Below are 23,438 nucleotides of genomic sequence, written 5' to 3'. Positions count from 1 at the left end.
TCAGCTGCCTCCGGCATTGAGCTTCTGGCGATATTTTTCGGCGTCCCAGTTGATCAGTTCGTCATTCTCCGCCGCTGTCAGATAATTCAGCTTCGCCGCGACATCGATCCGCGCCGTCACGTCGGAAAGGCAGCGCTGCATGGCGTCGGCACCGGCGCCGGCGTCGCCGCGCATCAGCACGCCGAGTCCAGGAAACAGGATCGCCACGGGTGCGGCGCCGCAGCGCTCGATGACGCGCTTCACACCCTCGTCCGGTCTCGCCACGACCGAGCCTTCGCCGAGAAAGATGACGTGGTCGGGGTAGAGGCTGCCACCCGAAGCCATGCGGCAGCTTTCGGGGTCGATCGCCACCGCATGCGCCTCAACGTCCGCCGGCAATCTGTAGTCGCTGTCGCCGGCGCGCGCCGTCAATGCCGCGATGTCCGGTTCGGCCACCTGGCGCGGCGGCCGCGCCAACAGTCGTGTCACGCGCCGCAGCAGCATGTCGGCCGCGGCGACGGTCTCGGCTGCAACGACCAGGCCGTGATTGCCGAGGATCAGGATATCCACGCCTGGCCGAAGGCGCTCGGCGATACCCTGCGCGAGCGGCAGTCCCGGCCGGCGATAGGGAATATACGCCCATTGATGGCCGTCAAGCCGCCTGGCCGCCTCGGCCTCGCAGTCGGCCTGCACGGCCAGCGAAATGGTCTCGACGCAGTGAACATGCAGAACGATGCGCTGCGGCATCAGCGCATGCACGGTGGTCTCGATCGACGGGCGCAAGCCGCGCGCGTTGAGGGCGTCGACAGTGAAGGCCTGCGGCTGTTCGGCGGCCGGGTCGCGCCGTTCGATGGCGTCGAGCAGTGGCGGGATGCCGACCGGCACCATGATGTCGGCGATGAGCGCGTCCTTCAGCCAGGTGCCGGAGGCCTTGATCCAGAGCGTGTCGCCGGCTTTCAGCGAGGTGTTGCCGCCGGCGGCCTGGGTCAGATGCGGGTCGCTGCCGATGGCGGCCGAAAGCGACCGCAGCGCTGCCAGTTCCTGCGCATCCGCACTGATCGTCATCGAAATTCCTCTACAATCCGGCCGCGTGGCCACGGCTTTGGACGTCCCGGTGCCGGGACGAAGACCCATGCTGGTATCGCAGATGCGAGTAAGTTACGTCAACAGTGATGTTATCGCGTCAAATCAGGCTTGCAATCCGAGGGCCGCTGAGTAAGTTGCACCAACTGCCATGCAAAACGGCAATGCCGTGCAAAATGCTTGGGAGGCAAGCGCATTGGGAGGTAAGGGTTGAGCGACTCCGGCCGCCAGCGTCAGATTGTCGAGCTTTTGCGGGACCGGCCTTTCGCATCGGTGCGCGAGCTGCAGGAGCGGCTTGGCGTATCGGCGGCGACGGTGCGGCGCGACATCGACAAGATCGACGAGGCCGGCGAAGCGCGCAAGGTCTATGGCGGCATCTCGGCGCTCGATGGCGCTTCGCAAGCCGGCGTCGCCTATGCCAGGCCCTATGACGAGAACCGCGACCTCGCCGTCGAGGCCAAGCGGCAGATCGCCGCTCTCGCCGCCACCATGGTGCGCGACGGCGACGCGGTCATCGTGCATGGCGGTTCGACCTGCTTCCATCTCGGCGTCAAGCTCGCCGACCGCAACATCCGGCTCTACACCAACTCGATGCCGCTCGCGGCCTATCTCAGCGACCACGGCCATTGCAGCCTCACCGTCGCCGGCGGCGAACTGCACCGCGAGCCGGGCATCATCCATTCGCTGACGCAGACGGTGCCGTTCTACGCCTCGAAGTTCTTTCTCGGCGCGCAAGGCATCGGCCAGGAAGGCCTTCTGGAATCGCACCCGCTGCTGGTCCGCTCGATCGTCGAGCTCAGCCTCTGCGCCGACCAGATCGTCGTGCTGGCCGACAGCCGAAAACTGTCGATCCACGCGCGCAATGTGGCACTGCCGCTGTCGCGGATCGGCACGCTGGTCACCGATGACGGCCTGTCCGAGACAGATGCCCGCATGCTCGAAGATGCCGGCGTCATGGTGCGGATCGCGGCTTCCTCGGGAGGCGCCCAGTGAACATCGCCGTCCTCGATTTCGGCAAGACCAATTCGAAGCTGTTCGTCTTCGGCCAGGACGGACAGATCCTCGACGAGCGCCGCAGCCAGCCGAGCTGGATCCGCAAAGGCGGCTTCAGCGTGCTTGACGAGCCAGCGCTGCACGACTGGGCGGCTCGCGCCATCGATGCTGCAGTCGACACGCATGGCGTGGAAGGGCTGATGGTATCCGGCCATGGCTGTACCTTCGCGTTGGTCGACGAAGCCGCGCTGACGCATCCGATCCTCGATTACGAGCAGGAACCGCCAGCTGAAATCGCCGCGCAGATCGACCGCCGCATTCCGGATTTTGCCGAGACCTTTTCGCCGCGCCTCCCGCTTGGCTTCAACTACGGCCGCCACATGTTGTGGCTGAACGAGGTGGAGCCCGGTGCCTTCGCCGCAGCGAAATCGATCCTCGGCTACCCCCAATATTGGAGCTGGCGGTTTGGCGGCCGGCCGGTATCGGAAGTGTCGTATCTTGGCTGCCACTCGCATTTATGGGCACCGCGCAAACGCGATTTCAGCTCGCTGGTCGATGCCGAGGGCTGGCGCGGCCAGATGCCCGCCTTCGAGCGTGCCGGCGCGGTGATCGGTGAGCAGCGCTTCGGCCAGGCCGCGAAGCCAGTCGCCATCCATAATGGCGTCCACGACAGCAATGCCGCGCTCCATGCCTACCGCCAGCAGCAGCTCGGGCCGGTGACCGTGGTCTCGACCGGCACCTGGGTGGTCGTGCTCAATCCGGACTGCCCGCTCGACGCACTCGACGGCGAGCGCGACATGCTGGTCAATGTCGATGTCGATGGCGGCCCGGTGCCAACCGTCCGCTTCATGGGCGGGCGCGAATTCGCCACGATCAGCGCCGGCTGGCAGGGCGCAATCGCGCCGTCATCGATACAACGGGTGATCGACGCTGGCATTATGGCGCTGCCGAGCTTCGCGCCCGGCGGCCCGATGCCGCACCGCCGCGGCGAACTGGTCGGGCGTACGCCCAATGCCGAGGAACGCGCGGCCATGGCGCTGCTCTATGTCGCGCTGATGGTCGATCTGTGCCTCGAGCTGATCCATTCGGACAACACAGTGATCGTCGACGGCGGCCTGAACAATGGCGGGCTGCTTGCCGCGTTGCTGGCGCAGTTGCGGCCCGGGCAGGCTTTCCTGCAGGGCGCAACGCTTGAGGGCAGCGCCACCGGTGCTGCCGCACTTGCCTTCGAAAGCGTCGGACGCGAGTTTGCCACCGAAGCGCCGGAGGCGGTGCATACGGCAAGTTTCAGCGGCCTTGCCGGCTATCGCAACGACTGGCGCGGCCTTGCCGCCGACCGGGCTGTGGCCAGCGCAACTGCAGGAGGTGCGCGATGAGCGCCGCCGCCCGGATCGAGACGGTGCGCCAGCCGGTGCTGGAGATGCGCCACATCTCCAAGACGTTCGGTGTGATCCGCGCCTTGCACGATGTGTCGCTGACCGTTCATGCCGGCGAGCTGCACGCGCTGATGGGCGAAAACGGTGCCGGCAAGTCGACGCTGATGAAGGTGCTGTCCGGCGCCTACCGGCCGGACCTCGGCGGCGAAATCCTGATCGACGGCGTGCCGGCCGCGACTGGCGACCCGATCAAGGCGCGAGCCGCCGGCATTGCGGTCATCTATCAGGAGCTGTCGCTGGCGCCTAATCTGTCGGTAGCGCAGAACATTTTTCTCGGCAACGAGCCGCGACGGTTCGGCATTGTCGACCGCGAGCAGTGCAATCGGCGCGCCAGCGAGATCATCGCGCGGCTCGGCGTGACCTTCTCGGCGCGCACTCCGGTCGCAAGCCTGTCGCTCGGCGAGCGACAGCTGGTGGAAATCGCCCGCGCGCTGTCGACCAATGCGCGCATCATCGTCATGGACGAGCCGACCACGTCGCTGACCTCGCGTGAGACCGACCGGCTGTTCGACGTGATCGCGACGCTGAAGTCGCAAGGCATCGCCATTATCTACATCAGCCACCGCATGGAAGAGGTCTACCAGCTCGCCGACCGCGTCAGCGTGCTACGCGACAGCGGCTATGTCGGCACGCTCGACCGCGCCGACCTGAACGCCTCGCGCCTGGTATCGATGATGGTCGGGCGCGATCTGTCGACGTTCTACAAGAAGGATCACCGTCCGCCGGACAGCAAGCGCGCCATCGCGCTGTCGGTGCGCGGCATGTCGGACGGCAATCTCATAAAGAATTGTTCCTTCGACCTCCACAAGGGCGAGGTGCTGGCACTGGCCGGCCTGGTCGGCTCGGGCCGCACCGAACTGGCACGGTTGATCTTCGGCGCCGACAGGCACACATCAGGCACGCTGGAGCTCGGCGGCAAACCGATATCCATCGGTTCGCCGAGCGAGGCGCTCGATGCCGGCATCGCCTACCTGACCGAGGACCGCAAGCAACTTGGCCTGTTTCTCGACATGTCGATCTCCGACAATATCAGCATGGGCGTGCTGGCAAAGGACGCGAAGGCCGGCGGTTTGCGCGACTTCACGGCTGCCGAAAAGCGCGCCGCCAAGGCGGTGTCAGACCTCTCCATCCGCACCAGCTCGGTGCAGGCCAATGCCGGCTCGCTGTCGGGCGGCAACCAGCAGAAGGTGCTGCTCGCCCGCCTGCTGGAAACCGAGCCGCAGGTCGTCATCCTCGATGAGCCGACCCGCGGCGTCGATGTCGGGGCCAAGTCGGAAATCTATCGGCTGATCGACAACCTGGCCAAGAAAGGCATCGCCATCCTGATGATCTCCAGCGAACTGCCGGAGGTGATCGGCATCGCCGACCGCGTGCTGGTGATGCGCGACGGCACCATTGCCGGCGAGGTGACGGCGTCGGAGGGCGAGCCGCTGCGGCAGGAAGCGATCATGGAACTTGCAACGGGAGCGGCTCAGCGATGACCGACAAGGTGGCCGACACGATGAAAGCGGACGACCGGGCGGTCGGCAGGAGTACGAGGTGGCGTACCGCCATTGCCGCACTCGGCATGCTGCCGATCCTGATCCTGCTGGCGGTCGGCTTCCAGTTCATCAATCCGCGCTTTTTCACCCAGACCAATCTGCTGATCGTCATGCAGCAATCGTCGATCAACATCGTGCTGGCCGCCGGTATGACCTTCGTCATCCTGACCGGCGGCATCGACCTGTCCGTCGGCTCGATCCTTGCCGCCTCGGCGATGGTGGCAGTGATGGTGTCGCTGGTGCCCGATTGGGGACTGCTGGGGGTGCCCGCGGCCATTCTCGTCGGGCTCGGTTTCGGCGTCATCAACGGGCTGCTGATCGCCTATATCAAGCTGCCGCCCTTCATCGTCACGCTGGGATCGCTGACCGCCGTGCGCGGCGTCGCCCGCCTGCTCGGCCAGGACACGACGGTGTTCAACGCGGACCTGCCGTTCGACTTCATCGGCAACGGTTCGCTGTTCGGCATTCCGTGGCTGGTAATCATCGCGCTGGCGGTCGTCGTCCTGTCCTGGCTGGTGCTCAAGCGCACCGTGCTCGGCACCTGGATCTACGCCGTCGGCGGCAACGCCGAGGCCGCCAGGCTGACCGGCATCAAGGTGCCGCTGGTGCTGCTCGTCGTCTACGGCGTTTCCGGCCTTCTGGCCGGCCTTGGCGGCGCCATGTCGGCGGCCCGGCTCTATGCCGCCAACGGGCTTCAGCTCGGCCAGTCCTACGAACTCGACGCCATTGCCGCAGTCATCCTCGGCGGCACCAGTTTCGTCGGCGGTGTCGGCTCGATCTGGGGCACGCTGATCGGCGGCCTGATCATCGCCGTGCTGTCCAACGGGCTCATCCTCGCCGGTGTTTCGGACATCTGGCAGTACATCATCAAGGGATTGGTCATCATCGTGGCGGTCGCCCTCGACCGTTACCGGCTCCAGGCAGGAGCAAGAACGTGATGGCCCTTAGTCGCCGGCATCCAACGAGCCGGTTTCATGTGTAACGCACCGTGAGAGGCGCGGGGCATCAGGAGGAAAATAAAACAATGAAGACCATCGCTAAACTGCTCTGCGGCGTCGCCCTTGCGGCCGCCGTCATCGCGCCGGCATCGGCAAAGGATCTGAACAAAGTCGGCATCTCGGTCGGACTGCTCGGCAACCCGTTCTTCGTCGCCACCATCAAGGGCATCGAGGACGCGGCCAAGAAGATCAACCCGAATGTGCAGGTGACCTCGGTATCGGCCGACTACGATCTCAACAAGCAGGTATCGCAGGTCGATTCCTTCATCGCTGCCGGTGTCGACGTCATCATGCTCAACGCAGTCGATGCCAAGGCGATCGCGCCGGCGGTGAAGAAGGCGCAGGCGGCCGGCATTGTCGTTGCCGCTTTCGACGTTTCGGCGCCCGGCGCCGACGTCACCGTGATGACCAACAACGTCAAGGCCGGCGAAGAGGCCTGCCAGTATCTGGTCGATAATACCGGCGGCAAGGGCGACTATGTCATCCTCAATGGCCCGGCCTCGTCGTCGATCCTGGAGCGGGTCAAGGGCTGCAAGGACGTGCTGGCAAAGCACCCCGACATCAAGATCCTTTCCGACGACCAGAACGCCGAAGGCTCGCGTGACGGCGGCCTGAAAGTGTTCCAGTCGCTGCTGACGCGTTTCGACAAGATCGACGCGGTCTTCGCGATCAACGATCCGACGGCGATCGGCGCCCAGCTTGCGGCCAAGCAGCTCAACCGCTCGGAGTTCATCTTCACCGCGGTCGACGGTGCACCCGATATCGAGAAGGAACTCGCCTCCGGCACGTCGATGATCAAGGCCTCGGCCTCGCAGGATCCCTATGTGATGGCCGGCCAGTCGCTGACGATGGCGGCTGACCTGCTTGCCGGCAAGAAGCCGGCCGAGCCGACTGTGCTGCTCGACCCGAAGCTGATCACGGCCGACAATTTGAAGGATTACAAGGGCTGGACCGCGGCTCGCTAAGCCTCCCAAGCGGGGTGCGGCGGGTATGACCGCCCGCACCTTTTTGTCCGAGCATCGGATTGCCAAAACCGCTTTGGACTTGGGTCAGCTGGAAATAACCGGAGACGATCATGTCGCGCATCGGAATCCACTCATTCGTCTGGTCGGCGAGCTCGGCGCAGGGCGACCTCGAGCGGACGCTGGCCAACACCAGGGAAGCCGGCTTCGACCTGATCGAATTCTCCTATCTCGACCCCGCCAATGTCGACATTGACGGCCTGGCCAAGCGGATCGCCGATCTCGGCCTCGGCGTTGCGATCAGCATTGGATTGCCGGCCGACGGCGATATTTCGAGCGCCGACAAAACGATTGCCGCGCACGGCGTCGAAATCCTGGAACGCACGATCGCGCTGACCCGCGATCTCGGCGGCCAGAAGGTTGCCGGCATCCTCAGCACCAGCCACGGCTTGCAGAGCGAGGCGCCGACGCGTGACCAGTGGAACCGCAGCGCCGGCACGCTGGCCGAGGTGGCGGACACGGCAAAATCAGCCGGCGTCACCCTCAACCTCGAAATCGTCAACCGCTTCGAAAGCAATCTGCTCAACACCGCCGCGCAAGGCATGGCCTTCATCGCGGACAGCGGCTCCGACAATATCTTCCTGCATCTCGACAGCTTCCACATGAACATCGAGGAGGCCGATGTCGGCTTGGCCATTCGCAATGCGGTCGGGAAGATCGGCTATGTGCATATCGGCGAGAGCCATCGCGGCTTCCTCGGCACCGGCAATATCGATTTTGCCGGGATATTCGATGCGCTGACCGCCATCGGCTACAGCGACGACCTCAGCTTCGAATCCTTCTCCTCGGAAATCGTCGACGAGAACCTGTCGCGGAAAACCGCGATCTGGCGCAATCTGTGGACCGACAATTTGGAGCTGGCCAAACATGCGCGCCGCTTCATTGCGCTGGGACTGGAGACGGCACGGCGCAAGGCCGAGCTTGTTTCCGCAACGCACCGGCCCTGAGCCCTCGCAGTTCCGAAGTCGATCTGGTTAGGCCAGAGGCGCTATATTAGCCGGCAAAACGCGGCCCAAGTTCCTCGATGCGGCGAATCATCGCCTGGAAATCCTCCAAAATGCGCTGGTGCAGGTGAACCGCCAGTTCCGGGTATTCCTCGAGGATGCGGCGGAACATCTTGCGGCTGAGCCGCAGCACTTCCGAATCGATTTCGGCGGAGGCGCTGGTCAGCCGGTTGGTGTCGGCGATCAGCGCCAGTTCGCTGAGCATGGTGCCGGGGCCGACGGTGCCGATCGGGATGCGCTCGCCGTCGTGCTCGCGGTAGAGGACGATGCGGCCGCTGACCACGATGTAGGCCGAATCAGCCTCGTCGTCCTCGCGGTAAAGCTTGTGGTCGGCTTTCAACATGGTGGTTTCGGCGCCGAAGGCGAGCAGACGCAGCTGTTCCTGCGTAAAGCCCTCGAAGAGCCTCACGGTGGACAGGATGCGGATGTCGTCATCCAGCGCCATCTAGCTATGTCCCCGAACCGTCAGTCCGACTCCTCCCCTACGAGGCCGATCCAAAACCACCTCCAGCCTCAGGACCGTACCCGAAAAGCGCCCCGCCCGGATCGCTTATTTGAATAATGAAATGTTTAAGGAACCAGCTTGTAGCCGCCGCTTTCTGTCACGAGAATTTCCGCGTTGGAAGGATCGCGCTCGATCTTCTGGCGCAGCCGGTAGACGTGAGTTTCGAGCGTATGCGTGGTGACGCCGGAATTGTAGCCCCAGACTTCCTCCAGCAGCACGTCGCGGGTCACCACCTTCTGGTCGGCACGGTAGAGATATTTGATGATCGAGGCTTCCTTTTCGGTCAGCCGCACCTTGGCGCCCCGCGGGTCGATCAGAAGCTTCTGGCTGGGCTTGAACGTGTAGGGGCCGACCGAGAAAGTGGCGTCCTCGCTCTGTTCGTGCTGGCGCAACTGCGCGCGGATGCGGGCCAGCAGCACGGCAAAACGGAACGGCTTCGTCACATAGTCGTTGGCGCCGGCCTCGAGGCCAAGGATGGTGTCGGAATCGGTATCATGGCCGGTCAGCATGATGATCGGCGCCTTGTAGCCGCCCTTGCGCAATATCTTTACCGCCTCGCGGCCATCCATGTCGGGCAGGCCGACATCCATGATGAGCAGGTCGATGAGCCCGCCACGCGCCGTGGCGACGCCTTTGGCGGCGGTCGCTTCCTGCAGGACATCGAATTCCTCATAAAGCGACAATTGCTCGACAAGGGTGCCGCGCAGGTCGTCATCGTCATCGACGATCAGAATGGTGCGTGAAGTCATGGATCAATCCGTTGTTTTGAAAAGAGATTTCAGTTGACCGCTGCCTGTTTATGCGGAAGCTGACCGGCACAACAGCCGTTCACAGTGATTTGTTCCGTGGCACGATCATACAAGAAAAAACACGATCGCAATGCAGTCGGCGCAATTTTGCCGAAAGGGCTCACCGTGCTCACCGTGCGCGCGCGCCCCGGCCAACCCAGCCAGGGCTTTCTGCAGGCCGGCAAACTGGTGTTTCCATGTGCGCTGGGGCATGGCGGCATCTCGGCCGGCAAGCGCGAGGGCGACGGCGCCACGCCGCTTGCCTCGATGCGGATATTGTCGGGATATTTTCGCGGCGACCGTTTTGCCGGCGGCCGCCGGACGCGGCTGGCGATGACGCCGATCGGCCGCGACCTCGGCTGGTGCGAAGTGCCTGGGGACCGCAACTACAACCGCCCGGTCAAAATCCCCTATGGCGCCAGCCATGAGCGGATGCTGCGCACCGACGATCTCTATGACGCCTGCCTGGTGCTGGACTGGAACATTGTGCCGCGCCGGCGCGGGCGCGGCAGCGCCATCTTCTTCCACCTGGCGCGCCCCGGCTTCACGCCGACGCAAGGCTGCGTCGCGGTAACGGCCCGCACCATGGCACGGCTGCTGCCGCTGCTGTCGGAGCGGACGGTGGTAAGGGTGGTAAGGTAAGGGAGTAGGGGAATAAGGGGGTAGGGGAATAGGGCAGTAAGGGTAAGGCAGGCGCGGGCGCGCCGCTTAGCTTTCCTACTCCCCTACTCCCCTACTCCTTTGCCACCCGATGTCGAGAAGGCCGAGCCGGCCGCGTTCGCGGTCCATGGCGCGTGCGATGTCCTTGCGTTCGCCGCCGATGTCGCGAAGCTGGCGATCGGAGAGATCCTCGACATTCTCGCAGGGGAGATTGACCGCGATTTTTGCGTGCCGAAGCCATTCAAGCACGGCGCGCAGCCAGGCCGGGCGGAGGGTTACCGAGCGCAAGGCGATGTCAGACATGGTGCAATCCGCTTCTCCGGACATCAAATCCGGTTTGATGTTTCTTCGATGCTCAGATCATGGCGGATTGAAATTCAAACGGGAAACGAGTAGTTTTTTCTGTATCTTCAAGTTCTGTTTGATGATTGGAATGCTCGACCGAACCCTCCTCGTCTGGCACTGATGGCGCGCCTGCTGCCTGGAACTCGTGCGCTGCGGACGCTGGAGGCAGCGGCGCGGCACCTCAATTTCACCCGCGCCGCCGACGAGCTCGGCCTGACGCCGGCAGCGGTCAGCCATCAGATCAAGGAAATCGAGGATCAGCTCGGCATCGTGCTGTTCACACGCACCAGCCGCACGATCCGGCTGACCGAGGCGGGCGCGGTGCTGTTCGAAGCTTCGACCGATGCGCTCGACCTGCTTGGCCGGGCCGTCTCACGGGCGCAGAAGACGGCGCGCGGATCGGCGCTGCTGAAGGTCACCCTCGATGCGCAATTCGCGACGAAGTGGCTGATGCGGCGCGTCGACGATTTTCGCAAACAGCATCCGGCAATCGAGCTGCGTTTCGACATCAGTTACGAGGTGCGCGACTTCGATCGCGACGACGTCGATCTCGGCATCCGTTTCGGCACCGGCAAATATCCGGGGCTTCGCTCGCACCGGCTGTTCGAAAACGTCATCATCCCCGTCTGCAGCCCGGCCTTGCTGCGGTCAGGGCCGCCGCTCAAGGAGCCGCGCGACCTGTTCCACCATACGCTGGCCCATATCGAGTGGTCGCGCCAGGGCGTCACCTGGCCGAACTGGAGCATGTGGATGGCGGCGGCGGGCGTCGACGATTTCGACGACAGCCGGACCATCGTGTTCGGCAATTCGACGGATGCCGTCCAGGCCGCGCTCGACGGCAACGCGGTCGCGCTCGCCGATTTCGCCATGGTGGCAAACGACCTTTCGGAAGGTAGGCTGATCCGGCCGTTCGAACTCGGCATCAAGGTCGCGCCCGAATTCGCCTATTTCCTGGTCTATCCCGAAAGTGCGGCGAATGATCCGCGCATTGCCGCCTTTCGCGATTGGCTTCTCGACGAAATCGCCAGGACCCCGACCTGACGTTCAGCCCGCCGCCGCGCCGAACCAGCCGATCACCGCGCCGATGAGAAGCAGCACGCCGAGCCAGTGACCAACATCGATCAGCGTCAGATCCCAGCCGAAACCTTCGTAGCGATGGTTGACCGAAAGCGTGGTGGCGACGAACCCCAGCCAGAGAACGAAGCCGAAGATCACCCCGGCAAGCAGGCTCGGCTCGCCGCCGGTTACGGCGCCGATGATCAGCGACATGACCAGCGCCATGACGAGCTCCGCGATGAAGGAGACGACGAAGGGCAGCATCGATTTGCTCATCGTCGCCGGATCAAGCTTGGCGGCCTTCAGCCACGGCTTGCTCAAGCCCATGTACCAGGCCGCGCCGAACAACCACGCCACGACGGCGGCGACGATTACTGCCAGCCAATTGATTGCTGAAAAATCCATGGTTCCCTCCGGTCGATTGCGCGATGGAACGCCTGTTCGGCGATGCCGTCAAGCAAGGCGCCAGACGGTGGTGCGCTTGACCTCGGCGTCCTCCAGCGCCCGGGTCACCGCCACTTCGTAGACGGCAAGCGGCTCCAGCCCGGTCTTCGGCAGATAGGAGCGGCCGGGATCGCCGACGAGGATGTTGGCGCCACTCGCCTTCAGCGCGAGGAACCACGGCATCAGCCTGTCGGCGAAAGTTTTGTCGTAGAAGACGTCGCCGGCCAGCACCACGTCCCAGCCGGCATCGCTGCCGATGCAGTCGCCGATGAGGAATTTTATCTCGGTCCCATTTGCCTCGGCATTGAGGCGGATCGCGGTCGCGCAGAATGGGTCGATATCGGCGGCGATCACCTCGGCAGCTCCGGCCTTCACCGCGGCAATGGCGACAAGGCCGGAGCCGGAGGCGAAGTCCAGCACGCGCTTGCCGCGCACCGCCGCCGGATTGTCGAGGATGTAGCGGGCAAGGCCTTGGCCGCCGGCCCAGGCAAAAGCCCAGAAGGGCGGCGGCAGGCCGATTTCGGTCAGCTCGTCCTCGGTCCGCCGCCACAGTTCGTGCGCCTCGTCGGCCAGGTGCAGGCGGATCTCCGGCACATGCGGCGGCGCCATCAGCGCCGTGTTGTCGAGGATGAATTTCCTGGCGCTGTCCGGCGTCAGCGCCGTCATGGCGCCGGCGTCAGTTCGCCCATGCGGCAAACCTCTTGCCATTCGGCCGGCGTCACCGGCTGCACAGACAGCCGCCCGAGCCGCACCAGCGCCATGTCGGCCAGCTTTGGATTGGCCTTGGCCCGCTCCAGCGTCACCGGCTTCGGCATGGCCTTGAAGGCGCGGATGTCGACGCACTCCCAGCGGGGATCGTCGGTGGTGCTGTCCTGATGGGCCAGAGCGCAGACTTCGGCGATGCCGACGATGTCCAGCCCGTCATTGGAATGGTAGAAGAAGCCGAGATCGCCGATCTGCATCGCCTTCATGTTGTTGCGCGCCGCATAATTGCGCACGCCGTCCCACTGCGTGCCGGCCTTGCCCTTGGCCTTGAGGTCCTCGAAGGAGAAGACCGAAGGTTCGGATTTGAACAGCCAGTAGTTCATCTCAGTTGTCCCGTTGCCGTTGTCGGTTTGTCGCTATCCAGCGTTGGCGCTGCCCCTCACCCTTACCCGCTCCCCGTAAGGACGGGGAGAGGGGTCGCCAGCGCTGGAGCTTCTCCCTTCTCCCCGTTCTTCACGGGGAGAAGGTGCCGGCAGGCGGATGAGGGGCAGCGCGAACGAACGATCATTCACTCACAGGTTTGTTGAAGCTCCAGTTCCATTGCCGGATTTCGACGCTTTCGAACGGCCCTGCCTTGGTATAGGGATCGGCCGCCGACAGCGCTTTTGCCGCCGCCAGATCGGGCGCCTCGACAACGACGAGGCTGCCGTCCGGCTTGCCGTCGGCGTCGAGGAAAGGGCCGGCGAAACCCAGTTTCTTGTCGCCGTTCAGCCCTTCCAGAAAGGCAATGTGATCGGACCGCGTGTCGAGCCGCACCTGCAGGCTTCCTGGCTTGTCCTTGCAAATCAACGCAAACAGCATCTTTCCATCTCCGCAATCGTTCGCGATTACATGTCGGTTTCGGTCTTGAGTGGCCTTGTCATCAACGCCGACACAGCCTGGTCTATGGTTATGGTGCCGTCCAGTATGGCGGCGACGGCGGCGATGATCGGCGCGTCGATCCGGCGCTCGCCGGCGATGCGGGCGGCGATTGCCGCCGTCGGCACGCCTTCGGCCAAAGGCAAGCCGACAAGCGGCTTGCCTTGCCCCAGCGCCAGCCCATAGGCGAAATTGCGCGACTGCGCGGACGAGCAGGTGAGCAGCAGGTCGCCGAGGCCGGAAAGCCCCATCAGCGTCTCCGGCCTGGCGCCAAAGGCGGCGCCGATGCGCCGCAATTCGACGAAGCCGCGCGTCACCATAGCCGCCTGGGCGCTGGCACCGAGCCCGGCGCCGGTGACGGCACCCGCGGCAATGGCAAAGACGTTCTTCAGCGCGCCGCCGATCTCGACGCCGATCAGGTCGTCGCTCGAATAACAGCGCAGATTTTCCGCCGAAAAGCGGGCGGCAAGGTCGGTGGCCAGAGCCTCGTCGCGGGCGGCGACCACGACGGCCGTCGGCAGGCCCCTGGCGACATCGGTGGCAAAGCTTGGGCCGGACAAAGCGGCGACCGGATTTGCCGGCAGTATTTCCTCGGTGATGGACGACAGCAGCGCGCCGGTGTCGCGCTCGATGCCCTTGGCGCAGAGGACCAGCGGGACGCCTTCCGGCATATGGCTGGACGCGGCCGTCAGCATAATCCGCAACGATTGCGCCGGCGCTACCGCCAGAACGCAGTCGGCACCGTCGAGCGCCGCCTCGATGTCGCTCGTCGCCACGATGCCGGGATCGAGCGCAATGCCCGGCAGATAGCGCGGATTTTCGCCACGGTCGACCGCCGCGACGGTCTCCGGGTCGCGCGCATAGAGGCGGACGAAATGACCGGCGCGCAGCGTGGCCAGCGCCAGCGCCGTGCCCCAGGCGCCGCCGCCGAGCACGGCGACGCGCCAGCCGCTTGGCGCCTTGTGCTCGCTGCCGGTCATGCCTTGGCCCCACGCCGGCCCGAGCCGACCATCGGGGCCGAGACGCTGTCCAGCGGCCAGCGCGAGCGCGGCACGAAATCGGCGGCGTTTTCACCTGATATGCCGGCGCGCAAGCGCTCGATGCCGGCCCAGGCGATCATCGCCGCATTGTCGGTGCAGAGGTTGAGCGGCGGCGCGACGAAGCTGAACCCGGCCTGCTCGCACAGGCCCTGCAATGTCGCCTTGATGGTCCGATTGGCGGCGACGCCGCCGGCGACAACCAATGCAGGCTCGGCCTTGTCCGGGAATTGCTGACGGAACCGGGTCAGCGCCCGCGCAACACGGTCGCCCAGCGCATCCGCGACCGCCGCCTGGAACGAGGCGCAGATATCGGCGACATCCTGGTCGCTCAGCGGGGCAATCGCGGTTGCCGCCTGGCGCACCGCGGTCTTGAGGCCGGAGAAGGAAAAATCGGGCTGCACGGAGCCCTTCATCGGGCGCGGAAAGGCGAAACGCGTCGCGTCACCGGTTGCCGCCGCCTTCTCGACATTCGGTCCGCCCGGATAGGGCAGGCCGAGCATCTTGGCCGTCTTGTCGAAGGCCTCGCCAAGCGCGTCGTCGATCGTCGTCGCCCAGCGCTGGTAGTCGCCGACGCCGCGCACGGCGACGATCTGGGTATGGCCGCCGGAGACCAGCAGCAAGAGGTAGGGAAAGTCGAGGCCGTCGGTCAATCTGGCCGTCAGCGCATGGCCTTCGAGATGGTTGATGGCGATCAGCGGTTTTTGTGCTGCCGCGGCGATTGCTTTGGCCGTCATCAGGCCGACGATCAGCCCGCCGACAAGACCGGGGCCGGCGGTGGCGGCAATCGCATCGATGTCGGCGAGCTCGACGCCGGAATCGGCCAGCGCTGCCTCGATGATGCCGTCGAGCGCCTCGACATGGGCGCGCGCGGCGATCTCCGGCACGACGCCGCCGAAAGCAGCATGCTCCTCGATCTGGCTGAGCACGATGTTCGACAGGATTTGCGGCGTGCTGCGACCGTCCAGCGCCACCACGCTGGCGGCGGTCTCGTCGCAACTCGTCTCGATGCCCAGAACGCGGATCAATTCGTCGCTGTCCTCGATGATTGTGCAACCGGCCTTTCCCCGATAGGAGAAAGCCCGAAAACCTGCCGGGGGTTATCACGGACGACGCGTCATGCAAACAACCTTGAGAATCGGAACACGCGGCAGCCCGCTGGCGCTGGCGCAGGCGCATGAAACGCAGGCGCGGCTGATGGCGGCGCACGGCATGCCGGCGGAAGCTTTCGAGGTGGTCGTCATCTCGACCACCGGCGACCGCATCCAGGACCGGCCGCTGTCGGAAGCCGGCGGCAAGGGCCTGTTCACCAAGGAGATCGAGGAGGCGCTGCTGGCGCGCCGCATCGACATCGCCGTGCATTCGTCGAAGGACATGCCGACGCTGTTGCCCGAGGGGCTCGAACTGTCCGCGTTCCTGCCGCGCGAGGACGCGCGCGATGCCTTCATCGGCAAGGCGGCGCGAACGATTGCCGGCCTGCCGCAAGGCGCCAGGGTCGGTTCGTCGTCGCTGCGGCGCCAGGCGCTGATCCGGCGGATGCGGCCGGACGTCGAAGTGGTGATGTTTCGCGGCAATGTGCAGACGCGGCTGCGCAAGCTCGACGACGGCATCGCCGATGGCACAATCCTCGCCTATGCCGGGCTGAAGCGGCTCGGGCTCGAAGACGTCGTCACCGACCTGATGCCGCTCGAGGTCTTTCCGCCGGCGCCGGGGCAAGGCGCGATCTGCATCGAAAGCCGCATCGGAGACCGCGACGTAGAACAGATGCTGGCAGCGATCCACGACGGGCCGACCGGCGAGGCGCTGGCCTGCGAGCGCGCCTTCCTGGCGGCGCTCGACGGGTCCTGCCGCACGCCGATCGCCGGACATGCGACGATATCGGGCGGAACGGTTTCCTTTGCCGGGCTGATCATCTCGCCCGATGGCACGCAGTCGCATGAAGTCAGGCTGCAAGGGCCGGCGCAGGAGGCGGCGCGCATTGGCGCGGACGCCGCGGCGACCGTTCGGGCCAAGGCCGGCGAAACATTCTTCGATGGCTGGACCTGACATGCTCCGCGTCCTGGTGACGAGGCCCGAACCGGGCGCGTCGCGCACGGGGCGCCGGCTTGCGGATGCCGGCTTTCAGCCGATCCTGCTGCCATTGACCGGAACCGTGACGCTGCCGGTCGATGCCGGCGCGCTCGCTGACGCCGCGGCGGTCGCGGTCACCAGCGCCAATGCCGTTCGCCATGCGCCGAAAGAGGTCATCGCGGCGTTCGCCGGCTTGCCGTGCCACGCCGTCGGCAGGAAGACGGCGGAAGCCGCCCGCGCTGCCGGGTTTCTGTCGGTCAGCGAAGGCCCGGGCAATGCCGAGGCGCTGGCCGATGCGCTTGCTGGCGGTTACGCGGGGAAGACGATCGTCTATCTCTGCGGGCGGGTGCGATTTCCCGGCTTCGAGGAAGGGCTGTTGGCGTCGGGCGTTCAGGTCCGCGCCGTCGAGACCTACGACACCGTTGTCCTGGATTACTCCGACGAGGCCGTTCTTGCGCGCCTGTCCGCCCGGCCGGTCGAGGCGGTGCTGCTCTATTCGGCCAAGGCGGCAAAAGCGATGCAGGCCCTGGCTAGCCGGCCGGCGCTGCGTAGCCTTTTTCAGGACACGCGCTGTTTCGCGCTGTCGGGACGCATTGCCGCGGCCTTGGGCGATGTCGCTGGCGAAAGGATACGGATTGCGCTCGAGCCCAGCGAAGATGCCTTGCTGGGACTTTTGCAGGCGCCGCGCTGATGGCATTAGCGGCGGCTCTGTGCCGTGCTTGAAGGGCGGCGCCAAACGCAGGCGATTGCCCTCGGGCACATTTTGTTCTTGCTTTGTGCCGGCAGCTATGCTAGTAATTTGTTTATGGTGCCAATTGGCTCCAACGACCCGCCCGCCGAGGCGGGTTTTTTGTGTGCCGAGCATGGGCCTTGGCTTGAAACGCGGATTCGGCCCTGCGGCGTTTTGCCAAAACTGAACTCCAAGCCGTGGCGTCATCACGCCGCCCCTTTTCACCGCTTGGTGATGTGCTAGACCCTTTCAACCATCCCGAAGCGAATTTTGCGGAGCCCGAGCATGGTCAAGACGCCGAAGATGCGGCATTCCAAGAGCCGCCGTGAGCCGGTGACCATCGAGCTTGAGCCTGGCGCCGTCTCGCGAGTCGCCGACAAACAGGATGCCGTGACCTCGCAGACCGACGAGGCGCGGGCCGAGGAAGCGGCGAACGCCTCGCAGCCGGAGCCACCTGAAGAGCCGGTGCATGCGGACCAGATCGATCTCGAGCCATGGGAACATGCCGACGCAGCCGCGCCGGCCGGCACGCAAGAGCCGGCGGACGCCGGCGTCGATTCTGCCAGGGAAGCGGAAACCCCTTATCCCGCCGGTTCGGATGCGCCGGCCGGGCGCTCCGCGGTTTCCGATTACAGTTTCGAAGATGCATCCAGCGGAACCGGGGCCAACGAACCGGGGATCCCAGGTTCCGGCGAGAAGACAGCTGAGACGAGGGACGACCATATGGCAGCGCAGCCGAAGCGAAGCGGCATCAACGGCATCGCCGCCGGTATTATCGGCGGTGTCATCGCCCTCGCCGCGGCCGGCGGGCTGCAATTTGCCGGCCTGCTCGGTGCGCCGGGGCCGGGCGGCGTGTCGCTCGACGCGGTCAATGGTGAGATCGTTTCGCTGAAACGCGAGGTCGCGGACCTCAGACAGGCCGGCGCCAACAATGACGCATCGGCCAAGGTGGACGGGCTGTCGTCGGCGCTGGATCAGGTCAGGGCGGACGTCGCGGCGTTGAAGTCGGCGGTCGAGCAAGGCGGTGCCGGCGACAATGCCGGCCTGGCAGCACTTGGCGACAAGGTAAGGCAGATCGAGACGGCGGTTGCGGCCCTCGGCAAGGCCGGCGGTACGGCGCCGGTCGATCTCGGCCCGCTCAACGAAAGGCTGGCCGCGCTCGATGCGCTGGTGAAATCGGCCGGCGAGACGACAAAGGCGCAGGACAGCCGGCTTGCGGCCCTGGAACAGTCGGTTTCACAGATCTCGAGCAAGGTCGATGCACAGGCTTCGCAGCCGAAGATCGCACTGGCCATTGCCGCTTCGGCGCTCAAGGCAGCGCTCGACCGTGGTGCACCGTTCGCCGCCGAGCTCGAAACCTTTGCCGCGATCTCACCCGATGCACCCGAGATCGCGACGTTGCGCACCTATGCCGAAAAGGGCGTCCCGATGCGCTCCGAGATCGCCGCCGAAGCGGACGCCGCCGCCAACGCGATGGTCGCTGCCGCGACGCCCATCGACCAGAATGCCGGCATCCTGCAGAAGCTGCTGTCCAGCGCCGAATCGCTCGTCAAGGTCAGGCCGATCGGCGCCGTCGAAGGCACCGGCGTCCCGGAAACCGTCGCGCGCATGGAGGTCGCGGTCAACCAGGGCGACTACGCCAAGGCGCTCAGCGAATACGAAACCCTGCCTGAGGCGGCCAAGGCCGCCGGCGCCGACTTTGCCGGCAAGCTGAAAGCGCGGATGGAGGTCGAGACGCTGATCGATTCGCTCATCGCCGGCGCGATGAAGGCGTGAGGAACCCGATGATCCGCATCCTCGCCTTCCTTGCCGTCGTCTTTGCGCTCGGGCTCGGCTTCGCCTGGCTGGCCGACCGGCCGGGCGAAATGCTCGTCACCTTCAATGGCTATCAATACCAGGTCAGCCTGATGGTCGCGGCGGTGGCGGTCGTTGCCGTGGTTGCCGCGGTGATGATCGTCTGGTGGCTGATCAAGGCGCTGTGGAACAGCCCCTATACGATCTCGCGCTATTTCCGCGTGCGTCGCCGCGACCGCGGCTACCAGGCGCTGTCGACCGGGATGATCGCCGCCGGCGCCGGTGACGGCGCGCTCGCCCGCAAGAAGACCAAGGAAGCGGCAAAGCTGATCCGCTCCGACCAGGAGCCGCTGATCCAGCTGCTCGACGCGCAGGCCTCGCTGCTCGAAGGCGACCATGAAGGCGCCCGCGAAAAGTTCGAGACCATGCTCGATGATCCCGAAATGCGGCTGCTCGGCCTGCGCGGGCTTTATCTCGAGGCCGAGCGGCTCGGCGACCGCAACGCAGCCCGCCACTATGCCGGCCGTGCCGCAGCGGTGGCGCCGCAACTGGCCTGGGCGGCCGAATCGACGCTGGAAGACCTGACCGGACGCGGCGACTGGGATGGCGCGCTGAAACTGGTCGACGCCCAGAAGTCGACCCGGCAGATCGAGCGTGACGCCGCCAACCGCCGCCGCGCCGTGCTGCTGACCGCCAAGGCGCAGGCGCTGATCGACAGCGATGCCAATGCCGCAAGGGCGGCGGCGCTCGAAGCCAACCGGCTGCGGCCGGATTTTGCACCGGCGGCGGTCGTCGCGGCGAAATTGCTGTTTAGACAGAACGACGTGCGCAAAGGCTCGAAAATCCTCGAGGCGGGGTGGAAGGCCGAGCCGCATCCCGAGATCGCCGAGCTCTACACCCATGCCAGGCCGGGCGATGCCGTGCTCGACCGGCTGAACCGGGCAAAGAAGCTGCAGGAGCTGAAGAAGAACCATGCCGAGTCCTCGCTTGCCGTGGCGCGCGCCGCGCTGGATGCGCAGGATTTTTCAACCGCCCGCCGGGAGGCGGAAGCCGCGATCCGCATGGATCGCCGCGAAGGCGCCTATCTGCTGCTGGCCGATATCGAGGAGGCCGAGACCGGCGACCAGGGCAAGGTGCGGCAGTTGCTGTCGAAGGCGGTGAGAGCGCCGCGCGACCCGGCCTGGGTTGCCGATGGTGTCGTCTCCGAACGCTGGGCTCCGGTATCGCCGATCACCGGCAGGCTCGATGCATTCGAATGGCGGGCGCCGATGGAGCGGCTCGGGCAGTTGATCGACGGTCATGAGGATACGCCGGAGGCGCCGGTGCCGGCCATCGCGGCTCCAGCCGGGCCGGTACAGGAAAGAGCCGGGACGATCGAGCACACGGCGGAGACACCGGGCACAGCGACCGAGGAAAAGACGGACGACCGTGCCGGCGAGGATCATGTGACACCAATCACCGCGGCGGCGTTTGCCCAAGTGCCGGAAGATGCCGAGGCCGTCGAGCCGGCGCAGGAGCTGACGCGGCTGCCCGACGACCCCGGCGTCGATCCAGACGACGCGGCGGATAAATCGACGCGCCGGTTTCGTTTGTTCTGATCAGGGTCGAGTGGACCCGGGCTTATTGGGAATGATTTGATGTTCGAACGCGTTTTGTCGTTTCTAAGGGATCTGCCGTCCGGTGGTGGCGCCAGCCCCAGCGCCGACGATCCGCGCATTGCCGCGTCCGCCCTGCTTTTCCACGTGATGAACGCCGACGGGGTGCGCCAGGATAGCGAATGGGAACGGTTCAAGAAGGTGCTGGCGGAAAGCTACTCGATCAGCGGTGACGAACTCGACGCGTTGGCGGCTGCCGGCGAGCGGGCCGACAATGAGGCGATCGACCTCTACGCCTTCACCAGCGTGCTCAAGCGCCATCTCGACGCCGAGGCGCGAAAGGCCTTCATCGGCCTGATGTGGGAGATCGTCTATGCCGATGGCGAGCTGCACGAGCTCGAGGACAATACCGTGTGGCGGGTCGCCGAGCTGATCGGCGTCGAACGTCGCGACCGTGTCGAGGCGCGCCTCAAGGCGGCCGCCGCGGCTCCTGGTGCTGCCGGAACCTCAAGCGACGAATAGACAGGATCCCGCCTTCCAATGCCGCCCAAGCCAAGTCCGAGACCAAAGATCCTGATCGTGCTGCATCAGGAGCATTCGAGCCCCGGACGGGTCGGCCATATGCTTATCGAGGAAGGCTTCGACCTCGACATCCGCCGACCGCCGCTCGGCGAGGCCTTGCCGCAGACGCTGGATGGCCATGCCGGCGCCGTGGTGTTCGGCGGGCCGATGAGCGCCAATGACGGCGACGAGTTCGTCCGCCGCGAGACCGACTGGCTTAAAATTCCGCTCAACGAGAACCGGCCGCTGCTTGGCATCTGCCTCGGCGCGCAAATGCTGGTCAAGCATCTTGGCGGCAGGGTCGAGGGCCACGGCGAGGGCCTCGTCGAAATCGGCTGGTATCCGCTTAAGGCGACCGAAGCGGGCAGCAGGCTGATGCATTGGCCGGAGATGGTCTATCAATTCCATCGCGAGGGCTTTTCGCTGCCGAAGGACGCGACGCTTTTGGCGACGGCCGAAACCTATCCCAACCAGGCCTTCCGCTATGGCGACAATGCCTGGGGCATCCAGTTCCATGGCGAATTGACCCGGGCGATGATGCAGCGCTGGGTGGTGCGCGGCGCGCACCGCTTCGAACTGCCCGGCGCGCAGCCCGGCCGCGACCATCTCGGCGGCCGGCTGATCTGGGACATGCACCTCAAGCGCTGGCTCGGCGAGTTCCTGCCGATGATTTTCGGCAAGCCGGCGCTGCGGTAATCAGTTTCGCCCCCTGAGATGACGCACCTTGCGCAGCTGCGGGAACAGCACTGCCCATAGGCCGGCAACAGCGATCGCCCCGACACCCCCGACCACCACGGCCGGAACCGTGCCGATCAACGCCGCCATCGTACCGGCGCGGAATTCGCCGAGCTCATTGGAAGCGCCGACAAACACCTGGTTGACAGCGTTGACACGGCCGCGAACGTCGTCCGGCGTCCACAGCTGGATCAGCGTCTCGCGGATATAGACGCTGAACATGTCGGTGGCGCCGAGCAGCGCAAGGGCCGCAATCGACAGCCAGGTGATGGTCGAGAGGCCGAACAGAACCGTGAATGCGCCGAACAGCGCGACGAAGGCGAGCATGACAAGGCCGGCATGGTTGCGGATCGGGTGTCCGGCCAGCCAGATGGCGACGCAGATGGCGCCGACGCCGGGCGCCGAGCGCAACAGGCCGAGCCCCCATGGGCCGAGTTCGAGGATATCGCGCGCGTAGACCGGCAGCAGCGCCGAGGCGCCGGACAGGAGCACCGCAAACAGATCGAGCGAAATCGCGCCGAGCACGATCTTTTCGCTCCAGATATAGCCGAAGCCGGCGAACAGGGTCTGTACCGTCGGCCTGTCGGTCCGGCTGCGCTGGGCAGGCTTCGGGATGGTGAAGATCAGCACGGCGGCAACCAGCATCAGCACGGCGGCGGTGGTGTAGGCGGCTTCGGCTGAAAGCCCGTAGAGCAGGCCGCCGGCGACCGGCCCGACGATGGTTGCCGTCTGCCAGGCGGACGAGTTCCAGGCGATGGCGTTGGCGAAATCCTCGGGCGGCACCAGATTGGCGAACAGCGATGAGGAGGCCGGCCCGAAGAAGGCGCGCGCGATGCCGAACATGGCGAGCACGATGAAGACCGGCATCGGCCCGGAGAGGCCGCGTAGCGTCAGCAGCAGCAGGGCCAAGGCGCAGCCCGCCTCGACCAGCACCGCCAGCGCCATGATCAGACGGCGCCCGAAACGATCGGCAACGTCGCCGGTGACCAGCACCAGCAGCAGCGAAGGCAGGAACTGAACGATGCCGACAAGGCCGAGGTCGAACGGGTCGCGGGTCAGATCGTAGATCTGCCAGCCGACGGCGACCGACACGATCTGGGTGGAGAATGTCGAAAGGAAGCGCGCCGCCCAGTAGCTCAGGAACGGCCGATGGCGAAAGGCGGCATAGCGCTGGTCGGATGGTACTTGGGATTCTGTGGTCATGGAATAAGGCCCCGTGGCGGCTATGTCGGCCGGCGGGGCACTTCCTCGATGGGCGCTGGTCCGGCCAAAAAAGCCTTTAGCGCAGTTCGGCGCAGGGCGCGCGCAAAAATCCGGCGTGGCTCCAGCTTTTTTTTCAGGCTGCCATACCAATTGCAGGCGGCAACCACGCTCGGCGGAGATGGAGAGGGTTATTTGGCGCGCAGGTCGAGTTCCTTCGCCCCCCCCTCTGTCCTGCC

The 23,438-nt window shown here is 65.4% G+C and carries 25 protein-coding genes; 14 read left to right on the top strand and 11 right to left on the bottom strand.

Annotation, left to right across the window (positions count from 1 at the left end; translation table 11 throughout):
* Positions 1-1,044, bottom strand: a complete 1,044-nt coding sequence (locus NKI08_RS14200; RefSeq protein WP_352540847.1) for a class II aldolase/adducin family protein — start codon at positions 1,042-1,044, stop codon at positions 1-3.
* A gap of 228 nt (positions 1,045-1,272) precedes the next feature.
* Between NKI08_RS14200 and NKI08_RS14195 the strand changes: the two genes are divergently transcribed.
* From NKI08_RS14195 to NKI08_RS14170, 6 genes are all read left to right on the top strand, one after another.
* Entirely contained in the window at positions 1,273-2,055 is a 783-nt protein-coding gene (locus tag NKI08_RS14195; RefSeq protein ID WP_023680486.1) for a DeoR/GlpR family DNA-binding transcription regulator, read from the top strand.
* Positions 2,052-3,431: an FGGY-family carbohydrate kinase gene (locus NKI08_RS14190; protein ID WP_352770211.1), complete on the top strand. Its 1,380-nt coding sequence runs from the start codon at positions 2,052-2,054 to the stop codon at positions 3,429-3,431. Before NKI08_RS14195 ends, NKI08_RS14190 begins: the two co-directional genes overlap by 4 nt.
* Positions 3,428-4,972, top strand: a complete 1,545-nt coding sequence (locus NKI08_RS14185; RefSeq protein WP_352770208.1) for a sugar ABC transporter ATP-binding protein — start codon at positions 3,428-3,430, stop codon at positions 4,970-4,972. Before NKI08_RS14190 ends, NKI08_RS14185 begins: the two co-directional genes overlap by 4 nt.
* Before the next feature lie 20 nt (positions 4,973-4,992).
* A complete protein-coding gene (locus tag NKI08_RS14180) occupies positions 4,993-5,970 on the top strand; it encodes an ABC transporter permease subunit (RefSeq protein WP_502899605.1) in 978 nt (325 codons plus the stop codon).
* An 86-nt stretch (positions 5,971-6,056) separates the two neighbouring features.
* Entirely contained in the window at positions 6,057-6,995 is a 939-nt protein-coding gene (locus NKI08_RS14175) for an ABC transporter substrate-binding protein (protein ID WP_352470775.1), read from the top strand.
* Between the two features lie 110 nt (positions 6,996-7,105).
* Complete coding sequence (locus NKI08_RS14170) at positions 7,106-7,999, top strand: sugar phosphate isomerase/epimerase family protein (protein ID WP_352770204.1); 894 nt, start codon at positions 7,106-7,108, stop codon at positions 7,997-7,999.
* 46 nt (positions 8,000-8,045) lie between these two features.
* On the opposite strand, the gene NKI08_RS14165 is transcribed toward NKI08_RS14170, so the two are convergent.
* Positions 8,046-8,501: a Crp/Fnr family transcriptional regulator gene (locus NKI08_RS14165; protein ID WP_352470773.1), complete on the bottom strand. Its 456-nt coding sequence runs from the start codon at positions 8,499-8,501 to the stop codon at positions 8,046-8,048.
* 125 nt (positions 8,502-8,626) lie between these two features.
* A complete protein-coding gene (locus NKI08_RS14160) occupies positions 8,627-9,310 on the bottom strand; it encodes a response regulator transcription factor (protein WP_023680479.1) in 684 nt (227 codons plus the stop codon).
* Positions 9,311-9,454: 144 nt separating this feature from the next.
* Here NKI08_RS14160 and NKI08_RS14155 point away from each other — a divergent pair, with 144 nt between their 5' ends.
* Positions 9,455-9,991 carry a L,D-transpeptidase family protein gene (locus tag NKI08_RS14155; protein WP_245274862.1) on the top strand — a complete coding sequence of 179 codons (537 nt, stop codon included), beginning with the start codon at positions 9,455-9,457 and terminating at the stop codon, positions 9,989-9,991.
* A gap of 75 nt (positions 9,992-10,066) precedes the next feature.
* Here the strand turns inward: NKI08_RS14155 and NKI08_RS14150 are convergent, their stop codons facing one another.
* On the bottom strand, positions 10,067-10,312 hold the full coding sequence (locus NKI08_RS14150; protein ID WP_352770201.1) for a hypothetical protein: 246 nt from the start codon (positions 10,310-10,312) through the stop codon (positions 10,067-10,069).
* Positions 10,313-10,474: 162 nt separating this feature from the next.
* Here NKI08_RS14150 and gcvA point away from each other — a divergent pair, with 162 nt between their 5' ends.
* Complete coding sequence (gene gcvA, locus NKI08_RS14145; protein WP_352451320.1) at positions 10,475-11,395, top strand: transcriptional regulator GcvA; 921 nt, start codon at positions 10,475-10,477, stop codon at positions 11,393-11,395.
* 3 nt (positions 11,396-11,398) lie between these two features.
* Here the strand turns inward: gcvA and NKI08_RS14140 are convergent, their stop codons facing one another.
* From NKI08_RS14140 to tsaD, 6 genes are all read right to left on the bottom strand, one after another.
* Complete coding sequence (locus tag NKI08_RS14140; RefSeq protein ID WP_023680475.1) at positions 11,399-11,815, bottom strand: DUF1761 domain-containing protein; 417 nt, start codon at positions 11,813-11,815, stop codon at positions 11,399-11,401.
* A 48-nt stretch (positions 11,816-11,863) separates the two neighbouring features.
* Entirely contained in the window at positions 11,864-12,520 is a 657-nt protein-coding gene (locus tag NKI08_RS14135; RefSeq protein WP_352770197.1) for a class I SAM-dependent methyltransferase, read from the bottom strand.
* Positions 12,517-12,942, bottom strand: a complete 426-nt coding sequence (locus NKI08_RS14130) for an EVE domain-containing protein (RefSeq protein WP_352770194.1) — start codon at positions 12,940-12,942, stop codon at positions 12,517-12,519. Before NKI08_RS14130 ends, NKI08_RS14135 begins: the two co-directional genes overlap by 4 nt.
* Positions 12,943-13,123: 181 nt before the next feature.
* On the bottom strand, positions 13,124-13,420 hold the full coding sequence (locus tag NKI08_RS14125; protein ID WP_352770192.1) for a YciI-like protein: 297 nt from the start codon (positions 13,418-13,420) through the stop codon (positions 13,124-13,126).
* Between the two features lie 26 nt (positions 13,421-13,446).
* Positions 13,447-14,457 carry an NAD(P)H-dependent glycerol-3-phosphate dehydrogenase gene (locus NKI08_RS14120; protein ID WP_352613161.1) on the bottom strand — a complete coding sequence of 337 codons (1,011 nt, stop codon included), beginning with the start codon at positions 14,455-14,457 and terminating at the stop codon, positions 13,447-13,449.
* The gene (gene tsaD, locus NKI08_RS14115; protein WP_352770454.1) at positions 14,454-15,539 is read right to left on the bottom strand and encodes a tRNA (adenosine(37)-N6)-threonylcarbamoyltransferase complex transferase subunit TsaD; all 1,086 of its coding nucleotides are present in this window, start codon (positions 15,537-15,539) and stop codon (positions 14,454-14,456) included. The genes NKI08_RS14120 and tsaD overlap by 4 nt, the downstream gene beginning before the upstream one ends.
* A gap of 94 nt (positions 15,540-15,633) precedes the next feature.
* Between tsaD and hemC the strand changes: the two genes are divergently transcribed.
* The 6 genes from hemC (at position 15,634) to NKI08_RS14085 (ending at position 21,960) form a co-directional block, all read left to right on the top strand.
* Positions 15,634-16,560 (top strand): hydroxymethylbilane synthase, encoded by a 927-nt coding sequence (gene hemC, locus NKI08_RS14110; RefSeq protein ID WP_352613163.1) that lies wholly within the window; start codon positions 15,634-15,636, stop codon positions 16,558-16,560.
* Between the two features lies 1 nt (position 16,561).
* The gene (locus NKI08_RS14105) at positions 16,562-17,275 is read left to right on the top strand and encodes a uroporphyrinogen-III synthase (RefSeq protein WP_352770188.1); all 714 of its coding nucleotides are present in this window, start codon (positions 16,562-16,564) and stop codon (positions 17,273-17,275) included.
* Positions 17,276-17,599: 324 nt separating this feature from the next.
* Positions 17,600-19,090, top strand: a complete 1,491-nt coding sequence (locus tag NKI08_RS14100; protein ID WP_352770185.1) for a COG4223 family protein — start codon at positions 17,600-17,602, stop codon at positions 19,088-19,090.
* An 8-nt stretch (positions 19,091-19,098) separates the two neighbouring features.
* A complete protein-coding gene (locus NKI08_RS14095) occupies positions 19,099-20,706 on the top strand; it encodes a heme biosynthesis protein HemY (RefSeq protein ID WP_352683749.1) in 1,608 nt (535 codons plus the stop codon).
* Between the two features lie 39 nt (positions 20,707-20,745).
* The gene (locus tag NKI08_RS14090) at positions 20,746-21,225 is read left to right on the top strand and encodes a tellurite resistance TerB family protein (protein WP_352470762.1); all 480 of its coding nucleotides are present in this window, start codon (positions 20,746-20,748) and stop codon (positions 21,223-21,225) included.
* 18 nt (positions 21,226-21,243) lie between these two features.
* Entirely contained in the window at positions 21,244-21,960 is a 717-nt protein-coding gene (locus NKI08_RS14085) for a glutamine amidotransferase (RefSeq protein ID WP_292657163.1), read from the top strand.
* Here the strand turns inward: NKI08_RS14085 and NKI08_RS14080 are convergent, their stop codons facing one another.
* Positions 21,961-23,202 (bottom strand): MFS transporter, encoded by a 1,242-nt coding sequence (locus NKI08_RS14080; RefSeq protein ID WP_352683747.1) that lies wholly within the window; start codon positions 23,200-23,202, stop codon positions 21,961-21,963.
* Positions 23,203-23,438 lie beyond the last annotated feature (236 nt).

Origin of the sequence: Mesorhizobium sp. M0768, assembly GCF_040320195.1 — a bacterium.
Taxonomy (GTDB): Bacteria; Pseudomonadota; Alphaproteobacteria; order Rhizobiales; family Rhizobiaceae; genus Mesorhizobium.
The sequence above is the reverse complement of the archived record's forward strand: the minus strand, read 5'-3'. Positions and strand labels throughout refer to the sequence as shown.

What these genes read in the sequence shown, in the direction of transcription:
- NKI08_RS14165 (WP_352470773.1), bottom strand. Translation starts at nt 8,501, where the DNA reads ATGGCGCTGGATGACGACATCCGCATCCTGTCCACCGTGAGGCTCTTC.
- NKI08_RS14080 (WP_352683747.1), bottom strand. Translation starts at nt 23,202, where the DNA reads ATGACCACAGAATCCCAAGTACCATCCGACCAGCGCTATGCCGCCTTT.
- NKI08_RS14125 (WP_352770192.1), bottom strand. Translation starts at nt 13,420, where the DNA reads ATGCTGTTTGCGTTGATTTGCAAGGACAAGCCAGGAAGCCTGCAGGTG.
- NKI08_RS14085 (WP_292657163.1), top strand. Translation starts at nt 21,244, where the DNA reads ATGCCGCCCAAGCCAAGTCCGAGACCAAAGATCCTGATCGTGCTGCAT.
- NKI08_RS14185 (WP_352770208.1), top strand. Translation starts at nt 3,428, where the DNA reads ATGAGCGCCGCCGCCCGGATCGAGACGGTGCGCCAGCCGGTGCTGGAG.
- NKI08_RS14200 (WP_352540847.1), bottom strand. Translation starts at nt 1,044, where the DNA reads ATGACGATCAGTGCGGATGCGCAGGAACTGGCAGCGCTGCGGTCGCTT.
- NKI08_RS14120 (WP_352613161.1), bottom strand. Translation starts at nt 14,457, where the DNA reads ATGACCGGCAGCGAGCACAAGGCGCCAAGCGGCTGGCGCGTCGCCGTG.
- NKI08_RS14150 (WP_352770201.1), bottom strand. Translation starts at nt 10,312, where the DNA reads ATGTCTGACATCGCCTTGCGCTCGGTAACCCTCCGCCCGGCCTGGCTG.
- NKI08_RS14100 (WP_352770185.1), top strand. Translation starts at nt 17,600, where the DNA reads ATGGTCAAGACGCCGAAGATGCGGCATTCCAAGAGCCGCCGTGAGCCG.
- NKI08_RS14160 (WP_023680479.1), bottom strand. Translation starts at nt 9,310, where the DNA reads ATGACTTCACGCACCATTCTGATCGTCGATGACGATGACGACCTGCGC.
- hemC (WP_352613163.1), top strand. Translation starts at nt 15,634, where the DNA reads ATGCAAACAACCTTGAGAATCGGAACACGCGGCAGCCCGCTGGCGCTG.
- NKI08_RS14095 (WP_352683749.1), top strand. Translation starts at nt 19,099, where the DNA reads ATGATCCGCATCCTCGCCTTCCTTGCCGTCGTCTTTGCGCTCGGGCTC.
- NKI08_RS14170 (WP_352770204.1), top strand. Translation starts at nt 7,106, where the DNA reads ATGTCGCGCATCGGAATCCACTCATTCGTCTGGTCGGCGAGCTCGGCG.
- NKI08_RS14140 (WP_023680475.1), bottom strand. Translation starts at nt 11,815, where the DNA reads ATGGATTTTTCAGCAATCAATTGGCTGGCAGTAATCGTCGCCGCCGTC.
- NKI08_RS14135 (WP_352770197.1), bottom strand. Translation starts at nt 12,520, where the DNA reads ATGACGGCGCTGACGCCGGACAGCGCCAGGAAATTCATCCTCGACAAC.
- NKI08_RS14180 (WP_502899605.1), top strand. Translation starts at nt 4,993, where the DNA reads ATGAAAGCGGACGACCGGGCGGTCGGCAGGAGTACGAGGTGGCGTACC.
- NKI08_RS14105 (WP_352770188.1), top strand. Translation starts at nt 16,562, where the DNA reads ATGCTCCGCGTCCTGGTGACGAGGCCCGAACCGGGCGCGTCGCGCACG.
- NKI08_RS14130 (WP_352770194.1), bottom strand. Translation starts at nt 12,942, where the DNA reads ATGAACTACTGGCTGTTCAAATCCGAACCTTCGGTCTTCTCCTTCGAG.
- NKI08_RS14175 (WP_352470775.1), top strand. Translation starts at nt 6,057, where the DNA reads ATGAAGACCATCGCTAAACTGCTCTGCGGCGTCGCCCTTGCGGCCGCC.
- NKI08_RS14090 (WP_352470762.1), top strand. Translation starts at nt 20,746, where the DNA reads ATGTTCGAACGCGTTTTGTCGTTTCTAAGGGATCTGCCGTCCGGTGGT.
- gcvA (WP_352451320.1), top strand. Translation starts at nt 10,475, where the DNA reads ATGGCGCGCCTGCTGCCTGGAACTCGTGCGCTGCGGACGCTGGAGGCA.